Source organism: Janthinobacterium sp. Ant5-2-1 (genome assembly GCF_001445815.1).
Classification (GTDB): Bacteria; Pseudomonadota; Gammaproteobacteria; order Burkholderiales; family Burkholderiaceae_D; genus Janthinobacterium; species Janthinobacterium lividum_E.
The window spans coordinates 1-14835 of the sequence record NZ_LNCE01000049.1 but is presented as its reverse complement, the minus strand read 5'-3'; the positions used below and the strand labels follow the sequence as shown (position 1 = coordinate 14835).

The window sequence follows — 14835 nt, the reverse complement described above, 5'->3', positions numbered from 1 at the left end:
GCTCCCATGGCGGTGGCAGGGAGTCGGGGAGCGAGGAAAGTGTTGTTTTTCATGATGTTATTCTTGGTTGTACGGCAAGGGATGGCATAGGTAAGGCACGAGTGCGATCTTACCTCAGGGCGGGCCGGCAAGGCCGCACTGAGCGGGTTAAAATTGCCTCTTATCCCCATTTTTTGGAAACCGCATGCCCTTCGCCACCTGGATCACCTTTGTCGTCGCCGCCTCCATCATCGCCGTCTCGCCCGGCTCGGGCGCCGTGCTGTCGATGTCGCACGGCCTGTCGTACGGGGTGAAGAAGGCCAGCGCCACGATTCTCGGCCTGCAGCTGGGGCTGCTGGTGGTGCTCGGTATCGCCGGCGCCGGCGTCGGTTCCCTGCTGCTGGCCTCCGAAGTGGCGTTCAATATCGTCAAGACGGTGGGCGCCCTGTACCTGATCTACCTGGGCCTGTCGCAATGGCGCGCCAAGGTGGCGGTGGCCGGCGAACTGCATGCCGACGCCGTGGTGCCGTCCTGGCGCCGGCGCGTGCTGACGGGTTTTTTGACGAACGTGACGAATCCGAAGGGCATCATCGTCATGGTGGCGGTGTTGCCGCAATTCATCAGCCCTGCTGCGCCGTTGCTGCCGCAATTGCTGATACTGGCCGTTACCATGTGCACGATCGACCAGATCGTCATGCACAGCTATGCCTTCCTCGCCTCGTCAATGCAGCGTTTTTTCCGCGACGCCAAGGCCGTGAAAAAGCAGAACCGCTTCTTTGGCGGCTTGCTGATGGCCGTCGGTGCCGCCCTGTTCTTTGTCAAGCGCGGTGGCCAGGCGGCGGCCTGACCGAAGTTAATATGCAAACATTTGTAAGCCCGCTTGCGATGCCCGCCTGATGAGGATGTAATCGACAGCATGTCGTCCTTGTAAGTCCTGCCTGGAGCGCTACCATGCGTCCTATCCTGTCTTTTCCCCTGTTCAATACCGTGTGCGCCGTGCTGCTGTCGTCGGCCTGTTCCCTGGCCTTGGCCGAAGACCCGCCCGCGCGCGTGGGCCGCATTTCCACCGTCGAAGGGCAGGTGCTGGTGCGCGCCGGCGATGGCGATGCGCAAAACGCCCTGCTGAACTGGCCCGTCACGACGGATAACCGGCTCAGCACCATGCGCGGCGCGCTGGCCGAGTTTCGCGTGGGCGCTGCCGCCGTGCGCCTCGATGGCGATTCCGAGCTGGAAGTGAGCGAGCTCGATGACGACAGTTTCAAATTGCACCTCAGCTATGGCACGGTCAGCGTGCGCGTGCGCAACCCGGACGCGCTGCGCGGCTTCGAGCTGACCACCGCCCAGGCCCGCGTGATCCTGACCCAGCCGGGTTGGGTGCGCATCGAGGCGGGGCGCCAGCCCGGCACCAGCGTCGTCAGCGTGCTCGACGGCGCGGCCGACGTGGATGGCGCGACGGGCAGCGTGACCTTGCGCGCAGGCAAGCGCGCCGAGCTGACGGACGAGGAATTGCGCACGGGCGCCTTGCACAGGATCGCTTTCGACAACTGGCCCGAAGCCTTGCCCGCCGCCGCGCCGGCCTTGCGCTATGTCACGGACGATACGACCGGCTATGAAGAGCTGGACCGCTACGGCGCCTGGCAAGACAACGCGGAATATGGCCCCTTGTGGCTGCCCAGCGCCGTGCCGGCCGGCTGGGCGCCATACAGCGACGGACGCTGGACATGGATCGCGCCGTGGGGCTGGACCTGGGTCGACAATGCGCCGTGGGGCTATGCGCCTTCGCATTACGGCCGCTGGGTGCTGCTGGGCCATCGCTGGGGCTGGGCGCCGGGCCGCGAACGTGGCCGCGTGCCCTGGGCGCCGGCGCTGGTGGGCTGGGTCGGCGGTAATCATGGACCACATAACGGGCCACAGCATGGCCAGCGCCCCGGCGTCGGCTGGTTCCCCCTGTCGCCGCACGAGCGCTACGTGCCCGGCTACCGCGCCAGCGCGGAGTATGAACGCCGCATCAACCGTATGGCCGAGGGGCGCCGCCCCGTAGCGGGCGAGCGCGAACGCCGCGAAGGCATGACGATGCTGCCCGGCGAGCGTTTTGGCGGCGCGCGCACGGTCGACGTGCCGCGCCGCAACCGCACCACCATGCCGCCGCCCGTCATGCAAAGCTTGCCGTTGAGTACGGCGCCTGCGCCGGCCGGCAACTGGCAGCGACCCGTTGATGCGCCGCGCGGCGACAGGGAGCCCCGGCGCGACTGGGTCAACCGTCCTGGCCGCTTGCAGACGGACGATGGCCAGACGCACATGGCGCCGCGTCCCATGCAGCCGAACCGGCCGCCCGTGCCAGCCCAGCCTCAGCAGCCGCAACAGCCGCCGGTGCCGCAACAGCCCCTGATGCCGGCCATGCCGGCCTTGCCGCCCGTGCAAGATCATGTGGCCCGTCCCGGGTGGCGTGGCGAGGAGCGGCCCCGCGCCGACTGGCACCGCGCCGAACGTGGCCCCCGCCGCGAAGTGCTGCAGACGGCGCCGCCGGTCTTGCCTGCCCCGCCGCCTGTGGCCCAGCCGCGGCCCGCGCCGCCGCCGATGCCGGCGCCGGCCGCCCGTCCGCCCCAGGAAGCGCGCGGTGCCGAGCGCCCCAATGCGCCGCGTGAGCGCAACCATGAGCGCGGCAATCCCGGTCGCAACAGCCGGCTGCAGCCGGAAGCGGAGCGCTGACGGCGGCGGCCCTCCCGTCTGTCGCGCCGTATCGACATTCAAGCCGCAAAATGCGCAGTTCGTCACATACCGGAGGCAAAGCCGCCGTCGTTTGTCTATAGTACGACCACTGCTTATCCTCCAAGTGACAGCATCGCTTTTCCGGCTATTTTGTCCAAACGAAATAGTTTTCCGCCAGCTTACCCAGCTGGCTTTTTTTTTGCCTTGCCGTCTGTGCCATGGCGGCTGGGGCAGCCGCCCTCAAAGTTGGCTACAATACGCTTTTATGCAGCCGCCGCGCGATAAGCGCTGCCTGTTCTGACCGGCACTGATTGGATTTCCCATGCAAACGACCCCACCGACCGAAGTGACGATTCCCCCCAGCGAATCGCTGATCGAATACCCGAGCGACTTTCCCATCAAGATCATGGGCCCGACGCATGTCGACTTCGCGCCGACCATGCTCGAGCTGGTCATCAGCCACGATCCGACCTTTCACGCGGGCCGCATGGAAGAGCGCCCATCGGGCAAGGGCAATTACACGGGCCTGACCGTCACCGTGCGCGCCATCAGCCGCGAGCAGCTCGACGCCCTGTACACGGCGCTGTCGGGCCACCCGATGGTGAAGATCGTCATGTAAGACATGCCTCCGTCGTGCTGGCCCGCTTCCTCGTGAGCAGCCAGACGGCGGCAAAGGCCGCGCTGGCCGCCGCCGTCACCCACAGTAGCGGTTTTTCGCTGCCGTCCGTGATGGTGGCGATGACGGCGCCGCAAATGGCCGTGATGAGCATTTGCACGAAGAAGAACAGGCCCGAGGCGCTGCCCGCCTGGTCGCCATACGGCTGCAGCACGGCCAGCTGGCAGGCGGGAATGGCCATGCCCACCGACACCATCACCAGCAACATGGGCGCCACCAGCGAGGCCACGTGCCGCGGCGCCAACGTCCCCGCCAGCAACAGGCTGGCCGCGCCCGCCACATTGATCAGCACCGCCACGCCCAGCATGTAATCGGCGCCCAGGCGCGGTCCCAGGGCGCGAAACAGGCTCGAACCCGCGATATAGCCGCTGACCGTCAGCGCGAATACCAGCGCATATGCGTGCGGCGACAGATGCATGCCTCTTTGCAACAGCACGGACGATTCCGCGATGAAGGGGAAATACGTGCAATACACACAGCCGATGGCCAGCGCATAGCGCAGGAAATACCTGTCGCCCAGCAGGCGGCGGTACAGCGCGAGGGTATTTCCCTGTGGCACGACGCTGGCCGGTTTGGTTTCCGGCACGTAGGCGGCGATCAGCCCCAGCGACAGCGCGCCCAGTGCGCACAGCACGCCAAACACGGCGCGCCAGCCGAAGGCCGCGTCGAGCACGCTGCCGGCCAGCGGCGCGAGGATAGGCGACAAGCCCATCACCATCGAAATTTTTCCCAGCATGCGCGCCTGCGTGGCGGGGTCAAAACGGTCGCGCACCATGACCCGGCCGATGATGGTGCCGCTGCAGCCGCCGAACGCCTGCAGCACGCGCGCGGCGATCAGCACGTGCACATCGCTGGTGACGGTGCAGACAATGCTGGCGAGCACAAAAATGCCCGTGCCGGCCAGCAGCACGGGACGGCGTCCGTAGCGGTCGGCCAGCGGCCCGCAAGCGAGCATCGAGGCGGCCGAACCGGTCATGAACAGGCTCAGCGTCAGTTGTAACTGAGCATCGCTGGCATGCAGGGCATCGGCCATGGCCGGCAGCGAAGGCAAATAGATGTCGATGCTGATGCGCGACAGGCAGACCAGCAGCAGCACGATGCCGCCCCAGGCCCATAAAGCGATTTGTTTCTGCATTGTTTATACGATCCATACAAGCGTGCGCCCCGCTGGCGTACCGGAACGGTGAGAGTAGGATGGTTGTGGTGTAATGCGAAGTGCCACTCATCAGAAAACTCATTGGACCACTTGGACGATTATCATGCCGCGAGGAAAATCACCGCACGCCCTGGACTTGCCTCGCCCAACCAGCTGGCTCGACAAGGAAGGCGTCAACAAGCAGGATAGCGCGTATGAAGCGCTGCGCTCGGCCATCCTGACGAAGATGCTGCCCGCAGGCAGCCGTTTGCCGTCCAGCCGCACCCTGGCGGAACGGTGGGAGTTGTCGCGCGGCACCATCGAAACCGTGTTCGACCGCCTGCACGCGGAAGCGTACGTGACGCGCGTGCCCGGTTCCGGCACGCGCGTGTGCGCCGTCGTGCCGGAACGTTTCTTGATGGCAGGCTTCGGCGATACCACCCTGGCCGTACCGGCCGCCGCGCCCGTACCCGCTTCGGACACGGGCGTGCGCGACGGCTTGCCGTTTGTTGCGCGGCGCGCCGACGCCAGCCTGTTTCCCATGGCCGCCTGGTCCAAGTGCGCCACGCGGGCGCTGGCCGCCGCCACGCCGGAGCAGCTGTGCAGCGCCGACCCGGCCGGCTTGCCCCAGCTGCGCCAGCAGATCGCCGATTTCCTCGCCAAGTACCGCGGCATCCGCTGCGACCCGCAAGACATCGTCGTCACGACCGGCATCCGCCACGCGATCGACTTGCTGGCGCGCGGCATCGTGCGCGATGGCGATAAAGTCTGCCTGGAAGAACCGGGCTATCCTGCCGCGCGCGCCCTGTTCGCCCTGGCGGGCGCCGTGCCGGTGGATATTGCCGTCGACGCCGAAGGCATCGATTGCGCCGCCCTGGCCGCGCACGCGGATGCCTGCCTCGCGTACGTGACGCCGGCGCACCAGTCGCCGCTGGGCGTGACCATGTCCGTCACGCGCCGCCTGGCCTTGCTGGAATGGGCGAACGACCACGGCGCCTGGGTGGTGGAAGACGATTACGACAGCGAATTCAATTACCACAGCGCTCCGCTGGCGGCCCTGAAGGCGCTGGACCAGTACCAGCGCGTGATTTACTGTGGCAGTTTTAATAAAACCCTGTTTGCCGGCCTGCGCGTGGGCTTCATGGTGCTGCCGCCCGCCTTGCGCCCGCAGCTGCTGCGCATCGTGCAGTTGACGGGCCGCTCCGTGGGCGTGACGGAACAGCTGGCGCTGGCCGCCTGGATGGAGGAAGGCGCCTTCGTGCGCCATCTGCGCCAGGCGCGGCTGGCCTACAAGGAACGGCGCGACCTGCTGCTGGCCTGCCTCGAGCAGACCGCGCCCGGGCGCTACACGATCACTGGACAGCAGGCGGGCTTCCATTGCGTGCTGTGGCTGCCGCCGGACAGCGACGAACGGGCGTTTTGCGCGCGCGCGGCGCAGGACGGGCTGGCGCTGCAGCCGCTCGGTGATTTTTGCCACAGTGCAAAATTGGCGCCGGCCGTGCTGCTCGGTTACACGGCCTTGAGCCTGGCTCAGGTGCGCCATGCTGCACAAAAATTGGGCAGATTGCTGTTGTTGCCGGCGCCCACGGCTGAATGAAACGGCGGCCTGGCTTATAATCACGGCTTCGCCGCAGCGTCCGCAGGGCGCCGGCAGTTGATTACAGAACCTGTCATGACCACCACCCGCACCGAAACGGCGCTGATCCGCGAACTGGGCCGCGTCGATTACGAGCCCACCTTTGCCGCCATGCGCGCCTTTACCGACGCGCGCACGACGGAGACGCGCGACGAACTGTGGATCGTCGAGCATCCGCCCGTATTTACGTTGGGCCTGGCGGCCGACCGCGGCCATCTGCTGGCTGGCGCAGATGCGATCCCCGTGGTGCAGACGGACCGGGGCGGCGAAGTGACGTTTCACGGTCCTGGCCAGGTGGTGATTTACCTGCTGATGGACTTGCGCCGCAACAAGCCGGGCGGCAAGCTGTATGCGCGCCAGTTCGTGCATAAAATCGAGCAAGCCATCATCAACGTGCTGGCGGCGTATAATCTCGCTGGCGAGCGCATCGATGGCGCGCCTGGCATCTATATTGCCGGTGGGCCAGACAAGGGTGCGAAGATCGCCGCGCTGGGCTTGAAAGTGCGCGGCAACGGCTGCACCTACCATGGCGTATCGCTCAACGTGGCGATGGACCTGGCGCCGTTTTCCTGGATTAACCCTTGCGGCTATTCCGGACTGAAGACGGTGGACATGCGCAGCATGGGCGTCGTGGCGCCGCTGGCCGACGTGCAGCGGGCCCTGGCCCATGAATTGACCGTATTACTCGATGTAAGCGAAGCAAACAGCGCCGCAGGCGCGCCTCAGGCAGCGGATGCCTGAGCAAACAAACCAACACTGCCCGTCAAGGGCTTGCAGCCATGACTTCTGAGACCATTTCCAGCACCGCCCCCGCCGCTCCCGCCTACAACCCGAGCGAAAAGCAAAAAGGCGCCAGCAAGACTTCGCGCATCCCGATCAAGATCATTCCGATCGAGCAAGTCGAGCGCCTGAAAAAGCCGGACTGGATCCGCGTCAAGGCCGCGTCGGCCTCGACCCGTTTCTATGAGATCAAGGACATCCTGCGCGAAAATAAACTCGTCACTGTGTGCGAGGAAGCCAGCTGCCCGAACATCGGCGAATGCTTCGGCAAGGGCACGGCCACCTTCATGATCATGGGCGACAAGTGCACGCGCCGCTGCCCGTTCTGCGACGTCGGCCATGGCCGTCCTGATCCGCTGGACAAGGAAGAGCCGGCCAACCTGTCGAAAACCATCGCCAAGCTGCGTTTGAACTACGTCGTCATCACCTCCGTCGACCGCGATGACTTGCGCGACGGCGGCGCCGGCCATTTCGTCGAGTGCATCCAGCAAACGCGCGCCCTGTCGCCGAACACCCGCATCGAAGTGCTGGTACCGGACTTCCGCGGCCGCCTGGAAAAAGCGTTGTTGTTGTTCAAGGATGGCTTGCCTGACGTGATGAACCACAACCTGGAAACGGCCCCGCGCCTGTACAAGGAAGCGCGTCCCGGTTCCGACTACATGCACTCGCTGAAATTGCTGAAAGATTTCAAGGCCATGTATCCGGACGTGAAAACCAAGTCCGGCATCATGGTGGGCCTGGGCGAGACGGACGAGGAAATCCTGCAAGTCATGCGCGACATGCGCGAGCACGACATCGACATGCTGACCATCGGCCAATACCTGGCGCCATCGAACAGCCACTTGCCCGTGCGCCGCTATGTGCATCCGGACGTCTTCAAAATGTTTGAAGAGGAAGCGTACAAGATGGGCTTCACCCACGCCGCCGTCGGCGCCATGGTGCGCAGCTCGTACCACGCGGATGAACAGGCGCACAGCGCCGGCGTGGAGTCGGCGCTGAATTTCTAAGCCATTTGTGCCGCATCAAGCCGCCCGCTGCAAAGCCGGGCGGTTTTTTTTTGCCTGATCGTATCGTGCCCACTTCATGCGGCTGAGCGTCTATACTGGCATGCTGAAAAAGCATGGTTGACGGATAAGCTATGAGGTGACGCATGGACGTACGCATCGACGCATCCTGGAAGGCGCGGCTGGAAGGCGAGTTTGCCCAGCCCTACTGGGAACGCCTGGCCGCCTTCGTAAAGGAAGAATACGCGGCCGGGCCGTGTTTTCCGCCGGGTAAAACCATTTTCCGGGCGTTCGACCTGACGCCGTTCGAGCAAGTCAAGGTGGTGATCCTGGGGCAAGACCCGTATCACACGCCGGGCGCGGCCATGGGCCTGTGTTTTTCGATTCCCGAAGGCACGCCGCCGCAGCCTAGCCTGCAGAATATTTTCAAGGAATTGCATAGCGACGTGGGCGTGGCGCGCACGCGCACGGATTTGTCCGACTGGGCCGAGCAAGGCGTGTTCTTGCTCAACAGCGTGCTGACGGTGCGCGCGGGGGCGGCCGGCTCGCACGCGGGCAAGGGGTGGGAAAAACTGACGGACAGCGCCATCCGCCACCTGTCCGCCGAACGGGACAATCTCGTGTTCATCCTGTGGGGCGGCTATGCGCAGGCCAAGCGTACCCTGATCGATCCCGGCAAACACCTGGTGCTGGCTGCGCCGCATCCATCTCCCTTGTCAGCCAGCAAAGGTTTCTTTGGCAGCAAGCCGTTCAGCCAGGCGAATGCGTATTTGCAGGCGCATGGCCAGGCGCCCATCGTCTGGGGATAAGTCATGAAATAGTACGGCAACCGACAGCGGCAGGCGTTGCTCCCTGCCGCTGTCTTCGCGCGTAACTCTTAGAAGCTCGTTGATAAACCCGCATAGAAACTGCGGCGGGCGCCATACTGCGGCGCCCCCACGCCCACGCCGGAACCGTCGCGCAGCAGATACGATTTGTCGAACAGGTTGATCAGGGCCAGGCGTCCCTCGATTCTGCCGACCGGCGTGTTTTTCCACGTGTGCGTGAGGGCCGTGTTGACGGTGAAATAGCCGGGCAAATGGCCGGAATTGGGCGCGCCGCCGTCCGGGGTCATGCGCAGGCCGCTGCCGTAGAGGAAGTCAGCGCTTACTTGCGAATCGCCAAAGTGATAATGACCGCCGCCCGACAAGGTGTATTTCTGGTCATGATCGAGGTAGACATAGTGTTGGCTGATGTAGTTCAGCTCATCGGCGCCAAACAGGGCCTGGCCCGAATTGATGTTGCGGCCCTGCGCTTTTTGCGTGCTGGCGTTGAGGAACAGGCCCCAGTTTTTCTCGCTGTAGATGGCCGATAACTCCAGGCCCTTGGCGTAGCCGTCCGCATAGTTGAACGGCGTCAAAATCAATGCCTGGCCGAACTGGCCTTCGTCCAGCAGGTTGTTGATCTTTTTATAGTACACATCGGCCGTCACGGTCAGTTTCGCATTCACCTGGTGGCTGATGCCCACGTCGTAGTAATGCGTGCGCTCGGCCTTGACGTTGTCCGACTGGCCGATTTCCGGCGCATTCGTCGTGTTCGCGTACAGGTCGATGCTGCCTTGCGCCGCCAATTCCTGCGGTGGCGGCGTGAAGTAGCGCGAATAGCCGGCGTGCAAGGCCGTACCCGGCGCGATCTGATAGGCCAGATTGACGCGCGGGCTCCATTGCTGCTCGCTCGTGTAGGCCGATACCTTGTCGAAACGGGCGCCATAGTTCAGGGTCAGAGGCTTGCTGATGTGCCATTCATCCTGCAGGTAAAAACTGGCCAGGGTGCCCGTCTTGCCGCTGTTGTCCAGCACCGTGATGGGCGTGGTGGACGTTTGCGCGCCGTCCATGGCGGGGAAGACGGCCACCGTGTTGTCGCTCGTCGTCTTCTGGCGCGTGTAGGCCAGGCCCGCGCGCACGGTGTGGTCCTGGTGCCATTTGTAGCTGATGTCGAACTGGGCACCGGAAGCGCTGTTCGCGCGGCGCGAATCCGAAGCCACGCCGTTGTAGATCAGGTCGCCAATGGAATCGGGCGTGAAGTGCAGTTCCGAATACTGGTGGAAGGCCGACACCTGGTAATTGACGTCGCCCAGGCTTTTTTGCAGCGACAGCACGAGGAAGCAGTTCACTTCGCGCTGGTTTTCATTGAGCTGCGACGACGGTAACGTGGACGTGCCCGCCTGCGCATCGCTGTGGCCATCGAGCGAGAAGGCCGGCGCCTGATTCGGGTTGTTCGGGATCTGGAAGCGGCCGTTATACGTGCCGAACATGGCGCCCAGGCGCGTGTTGTCATCAAGGAAATACGACAGGCTGCCGAACGACTTGTTCTGGCGCGTCTTGTCGTGCAGGGCGCTGCGCGTGTCTTGCGGGTTTTCCACGCCCAGGGAATTGCCGAGGTAGCTGCCGGACAGGTAGTAATTGAACTTGCCCACGCTGCCGAAAAATTCCGCACTCGGCTCCACGTGGTCGTGGCTGCCGACCATAATGCCGATGCGCCCGCCCGGTGTCATGCCGCCCTCTTTTGTTTCAATATCGACAATGCCCGCCGTGCGCAGGCCGAACTGGGCCGGCAAGGCGCCCGTCATGAAATCCGTCTTGTCGATCAAGCGCGTGTCGATCGACTGGCCGAAGCCGGTGATGCTTTCCGGCAGTTGCACGCCATTGATGCGGTATTGCACGTTGGCATGGTCATCGCGCACGTGCAGGGCGCCCGAACCTTTCGAGTCCTGCGACACGCCCGGCAGGCGCAGCAGCACTTCATTGAACGGCGTGTTGTCGCCCTGGCCCAGCATGTCGACCATGTGGCTGTCGATGCTGTAGATGGTGGTGCCGACTTTCGGCGACAGCTCGATGCGCGCGCTTTTCAGGTGGGCAGAGGTGACTTCCACCTTTTGCATGTCTTGGGGGGCAGCATCGGTAGTGGCTTCGGCAGGCTCGGCGGCATGGGCGGAAACGGTAAACAGGCTGGCAAGGGCGAGCGACAGCGCGCTCAGGCGGGGAGTGTGTTGCATGGTAAGCCTCAAAATAGTCAACGCCAGGCGGCACGGCGCGTCAGAACACGGCGGTGCAGCCTGAAAAATGGATAAAACAGCGTGGAATTACAGTGAGGCGGCAGGCGGACCGCGCACGGGCGGCAGGATGAGGGTGGCGACGGGCGCCAGGAGTGCGGGCGCGATGGCCAGCAAGCGGTACGGCAGTAACTGGGCGGGTGGCTCGGCGATGGCCGGCGGCACGGCGATGTCGGCCACCTTGTCGATGGCCGTGGCGCACAGCGCGCATTCTTCCGCGTCGAGGCTCGTCTTGTGCAGGTGCGAGGCGGCCGTCGACAGCAGGAACACGAGGGCCAGCGCACTGAACAGCGCCACGCACAGCCGCCACGGCGTGCGCGCGAGGGCGGCGGCACCGTGATGAGCAAGCTTGCGGGTGGGCTGGCGGGAAGACATGGGCGCATAGTAGCAAGAAAATCGCCCCGCTGTCAGCGCTTGTTGCAATTCATTTGCGCTGAGAGGACCTTACAGCGTGGCGCGCAGTTCGCGCGGCGACAGGCCGTAGTGCTGGCGGAAACGGGCTGCGAAGCGCGAGGGCGAGGCGTAGCCGCAGGCGGCCGCGATATCGCTGATGGGTAAGATGCCAGATTGCAATTCCTGCAAGGCCAGTCCCAGCCGTACGTCTTCAAGGATGGCGCGGAAATGCCGCTGTTCCAGTGCCAGCTGGCGGCGCAGGGTGGACGCGCCCAGGTGCAGATGGCGGGCAACTTTGGCCACGCTCCAGTCGGCGCCCGGGTCCAGCAACAGCACTTGCTGCACGCGCGCGGCCAGCGGATCGCGGCGGTCCAGCAACAGCGGCCCGCAATGGCCGCCCAAGGCCAGGGCCAGCAGCAAGCCTTCCGCCTGGTGCGCCAGCAGCGCGGGCGGTGCGCTATCCGCCAGGCTGGCCATTAGCTGGTCCCAGGCCTGCGCCGCGTGGGTATCGAGCGGCACGCACAGGCTGGCCGTGGCCGCCTGGCGCAGCTGGGCATCGACGAGGCCGCCATGGCGCGCGCGGAAACGGGCGATCAGGGCCGGTGAAAAACTCAGCACTTCGGCCCGGTAGCCTTGCGCGCCGGGCAGGTTGGCCACGCCCAGTTCCTGTCCCGCCGGCATCAGCACCACATCGTGCGTGCCGGCGCGCGCTTGGCGAATGCCCCATTCCAGCAGCTTCGTACCCTGCCGCACGCGGCACAGGGCACTCTGGAAGACGGGCACGCGGCGCAGGGTTTGCGCGCGGCGCGCCTCGATGGTGCCGTGGGCGATGCGCAGTTCGCTCATGGCCACCGCGTCGATCTCATCGGCCATACAGTCCCGTCAGCTGCGCCTTGCCCAGCGCGTTGGCGTTGAGCATGTAGCCGAGCATGGCGCCGCTGGCGTGCTGGTCCAGCGGCAGCTTGCCCACGCTCAATGCCCACACGGTGATCTGGTAACGGTGCGCCTTGTCGCCCGGTGGCGGGCAGGCGCCGCCGTAGGCGCTGTCGCCGTAATCGTTGCGTCCTTGTGTGGCGCCCGCCGGCAGAGTGCTGGCCGTGGCGCCGCCTGGCAAGGAAGTGGTGCTGGCGGGCACATTAAACACGCTCCAGTGCCACCAGCCGCTGCCCGTGGGCGCGTCCGGGTCGTACAGGGTGACGGCGTAGCTTTTGGTGCCGGCCGGCGCGCCGCGCCATGACAATTGCGGCGACAGGTTGCCGCCCGTGCAGCCGAAGCCCTGGAATACTTGCGCCCGCGCCAGGGTTTGGCCCGGCGCGATGTCGGTGCTGGTGACGGTAAAGTCGGCGGCGTGGGCGCCCAGGTGCAAAGCGAGACCCAGCGTGACGGCGAGCAAACGGGAGGTGGTCATGGTTTTCCTTTCGATGAAGTATAGGGGAAAGTGTATGTCCTGCAACAGTTACCCGCGATGCCGATGCGCTCGATGATGGTGCCGAAACGCTCGTTTCCACCTGATTTCAATGTTCCCATGAGCGTGTTGTTGCGTTTGCCGCTTCCTTCCTGCGCATGATTTTCACTGCCGAGCTTTCATGCTATCGTTCTGCAGCCCAAATTTCCCCGAGTCGCCTCCCCATGTCCAAACGCCCGATCAAGTGGTTGTTCACCAAGCTGCACCTGTATGCGGGCCTGTGGTTCGGCGCCCTGTTCGTTTTGCTGGGCTTGACGGGTTCCGCCATCGCCTGGATGCCGGAGCTTGACGCGTACCTGAATCCCACCCTGTTGCAGGCGAGCACGCCCGCGCCCGGCCAGGTGTTCCAGGTGACGCCGCGCACGGTGCAGGCGGTGGTCGATGGGCTCGCGGCCGACCCCGCCTACGGCAAGCCGGCCCAGCTCAATCCGCCCGCCGATGCGCGCGACGTGTACGTGGCCTCGTACCGCCAGGCGGACAAGCCGTCGCCCTTCAGCCAGGCCATCGTGCGCCAGGTGATGATCGACCCCTACACCCTGCAAGTCAAAGGCGAGCGCGACTGGGGGCGTTTCGGCTTCACGCGTCCGCTGCTGATGTCGGGCATGTTTCATTTGCACCGTTATTTATTGTCCGGCGAAGTGGGTAAAACCATTACGGGTATCTCGGGCGTGATGCTGCTGCTGATGGCCTTGAGCGGCATCTATCTGTGGTGGCCGCGCCTGCAGTGGACGGCCATCAAGCGCGCTTTGACGGTGTCGCATGGCGGTTCCTGGCCCCGCTTCAACTACACGTTTCACAAGGCGGCCGGTTTTTTTGCCGCGCCCGTACTGGCCATGCTCGCCTTTTCCGGCATCTATTTCAATTTGCCGCAATTGGTCGTGCCGCTGGTGGAGCTCGTGTCGACGGCGCCGGACAAGGCCAAACTGAAAAATCTGCAACAGGATGGCGACCTGCTCGATGCGGGCCAGGCCATGGCCGCCGCGCAACAGCTGTATCCGCAGGCGCGCGTGTCGCGCATCGTGCTGCCGGCCAAGAAGGACCAGCCGTATGACGTGCGCGTACGCCAGCCCGGTGAAATCGCCGAGGGCGACGGCGCCACGCGCATCACCCTCGACGCGCGCAGCGGCTTGCCCCTGCGCATACGCGATCCCTTGCGGGCGCCGGCTGGGGATGTCTTCCTCGGCTGGCAATTCCCCCTGCATTCGGGCCAGGCCTTTGGCGCGGCCGGGCGCAGTTTTATTACCGTGTTCGGTCTGATGCCGTTGCTGTTCATGCTGACGGGGACCTTGGTGTGGTGGAAACGGCGGCGCGGCCGGAAATAAGCGGCCGGCAGACCGATGCGGGAAAAGTTGCTATCATCATAGTATTTTCCGGCGTATCCCGGCCTCCCCCGCACAAGGACCAGCATGAGCAATCCCGACATCACCGTAGCAATGTTGAATGAACGCGGCACGGGCCGCCTGCCCGGCCACCTGGGCATCGTCATCACGGAAGTGGGCGACGGCCAGCTGACGGCGGAATTGCCCGTGCTGCCGCATCTGCTGGCGCCGAATGGTTATTTGCACGCGGGCAGCGTGGTGACCCTGGCCGACACGGCTTCCGGCTATGGCTGCATCGCCAACCTGCCCGAAGGCGCCAGCAATTTCACGACCATCGAACTGAAATCGAACCACCTGGGCACGGCCCGCGAAGGCACGCTCACCTGCACGGCCAAGGTCGAGCACAAGGGTCGCAACACGCAAGTGTGGGATGCCGTCGTGAAAAGCAAGGAAACGGGCAAGACGATTGCCCTGTTCCGCTGCACGCAGATGATTCTGTATCCCAAATAAATCGACACCCTAAATCAACTGCTGGGGTCAGACCCGGCGGGTCTGACCCCGGATTTTTGCTTTCGGGTTAGATTTTCACCCAGTTACCTTTATACAAAATAGGCCCCGTCGGTCCGTCCGGATTCGGCGAACCGCCTT

At 64.5% G+C, this 14835-nt stretch carries 14 protein-coding genes; 9 read left to right on the top strand and 5 right to left on the bottom strand.

From position 1 onward, the window contains the following. The first annotated feature begins 184 nt into the window (after positions 1 to 184). The 3 genes from ASN89_RS16660 (at position 185) to ASN89_RS16650 (ending at position 3307) form a co-directional block, all read left to right on the top strand. Complete coding sequence (locus ASN89_RS16660; RefSeq protein WP_058050063.1) at positions 185 to 826, top strand: LysE family transporter; 642 nt, start codon at positions 185 to 187, stop codon at positions 824 to 826. 104 nt (positions 827 to 930) lie between these two features. Continuing rightward, complete coding sequence (locus tag ASN89_RS16655; protein WP_058050062.1) at positions 931 to 2688, top strand: DUF6600 domain-containing protein; 1758 nt, start codon at positions 931 to 933, stop codon at positions 2686 to 2688. 322 nt (positions 2689 to 3010) lie between these two features. Beyond that, positions 3011 to 3307: a DUF493 family protein gene (locus tag ASN89_RS16650; protein ID WP_034752493.1), complete on the top strand. Its 297-nt coding sequence runs from the start codon at positions 3011 to 3013 to the stop codon at positions 3305 to 3307. Here the strand turns inward: ASN89_RS16650 and ASN89_RS16645 are convergent. Then, positions 3300 to 4499, bottom strand: a complete 1200-nt coding sequence (locus ASN89_RS16645) for a multidrug effflux MFS transporter (RefSeq protein WP_058050061.1) — start codon at positions 4497 to 4499, stop codon at positions 3300 to 3302. The genes ASN89_RS16650 and ASN89_RS16645 overlap by 8 nt on opposite strands. Before the next feature lie 124 nt (positions 4500 to 4623). Here ASN89_RS16645 and ASN89_RS16640 point away from each other — a divergent pair, with 124 nt between their 5' ends. From ASN89_RS16640 to ASN89_RS16625, 4 genes are all read left to right on the top strand, one after another. Beyond that, on the top strand, positions 4624 to 6096 hold the full coding sequence (locus tag ASN89_RS16640; RefSeq protein WP_058050060.1) for a PLP-dependent aminotransferase family protein: 1473 nt from the start codon (positions 4624 to 4626) through the stop codon (positions 6094 to 6096). Between the two features lie 75 nt (positions 6097 to 6171). Further along, positions 6172 to 6876: a lipoyl(octanoyl) transferase LipB gene (lipB, locus tag ASN89_RS16635; protein WP_058050059.1), complete on the top strand. Its 705-nt coding sequence runs from the start codon at positions 6172 to 6174 to the stop codon at positions 6874 to 6876. Between the two features lie 38 nt (positions 6877 to 6914). Continuing rightward, positions 6915 to 7922 (top strand): lipoyl synthase, encoded by a 1008-nt coding sequence (gene lipA, locus ASN89_RS16630; protein WP_034752483.1) that lies wholly within the window; start codon positions 6915 to 6917, stop codon positions 7920 to 7922. Between the two features lie 143 nt (positions 7923 to 8065). Further along, positions 8066 to 8728, top strand: coding sequence for a uracil-DNA glycosylase (locus tag ASN89_RS16625; protein WP_058050058.1), 663 nt, complete (start codon positions 8066 to 8068; stop codon positions 8726 to 8728). 68 nt (positions 8729 to 8796) lie between these two features. On the opposite strand, the gene ASN89_RS16620 is transcribed toward ASN89_RS16625, so the two are convergent. The 4 genes from ASN89_RS16620 to ASN89_RS16605 form a co-directional block, all read right to left on the bottom strand. After that, positions 8797 to 10953, bottom strand: a complete 2157-nt coding sequence (locus tag ASN89_RS16620; protein WP_058050057.1) for a TonB-dependent receptor — start codon at positions 10951 to 10953, stop codon at positions 8797 to 8799. A gap of 87 nt (positions 10954 to 11040) precedes the next feature. Beyond that, the gene (locus tag ASN89_RS16615; protein WP_058050056.1) at positions 11041 to 11385 is read right to left on the bottom strand and encodes a hypothetical protein; all 345 of its coding nucleotides are present in this window, start codon (positions 11383 to 11385) and stop codon (positions 11041 to 11043) included. A 69-nt stretch (positions 11386 to 11454) separates the two neighbouring features. Next, positions 11455 to 12276 (bottom strand): helix-turn-helix transcriptional regulator, encoded by an 822-nt coding sequence (locus tag ASN89_RS16610; RefSeq protein WP_200969061.1) that lies wholly within the window; start codon positions 12274 to 12276, stop codon positions 11455 to 11457. Further along, positions 12266 to 12811, bottom strand: a complete 546-nt coding sequence (locus ASN89_RS16605) for a YbhB/YbcL family Raf kinase inhibitor-like protein (protein WP_058050055.1) — start codon at positions 12809 to 12811, stop codon at positions 12266 to 12268. Before ASN89_RS16605 ends, ASN89_RS16610 begins: the two co-directional genes overlap by 11 nt. Before the next feature lie 221 nt (positions 12812 to 13032). Here ASN89_RS16605 and ASN89_RS16600 point away from each other — a divergent pair, with 221 nt between their 5' ends. Beyond that, the gene (locus tag ASN89_RS16600) at positions 13033 to 14190 is read left to right on the top strand and encodes a PepSY-associated TM helix domain-containing protein (protein WP_058050054.1); all 1158 of its coding nucleotides are present in this window, start codon (positions 13033 to 13035) and stop codon (positions 14188 to 14190) included. Between the two features lie 84 nt (positions 14191 to 14274). Next, positions 14275 to 14697 (top strand): PaaI family thioesterase, encoded by a 423-nt coding sequence (locus ASN89_RS16595; RefSeq protein ID WP_058050053.1) that lies wholly within the window; start codon positions 14275 to 14277, stop codon positions 14695 to 14697. The last annotated feature ends 138 nt before the right edge of the window (positions 14698 to 14835 follow it).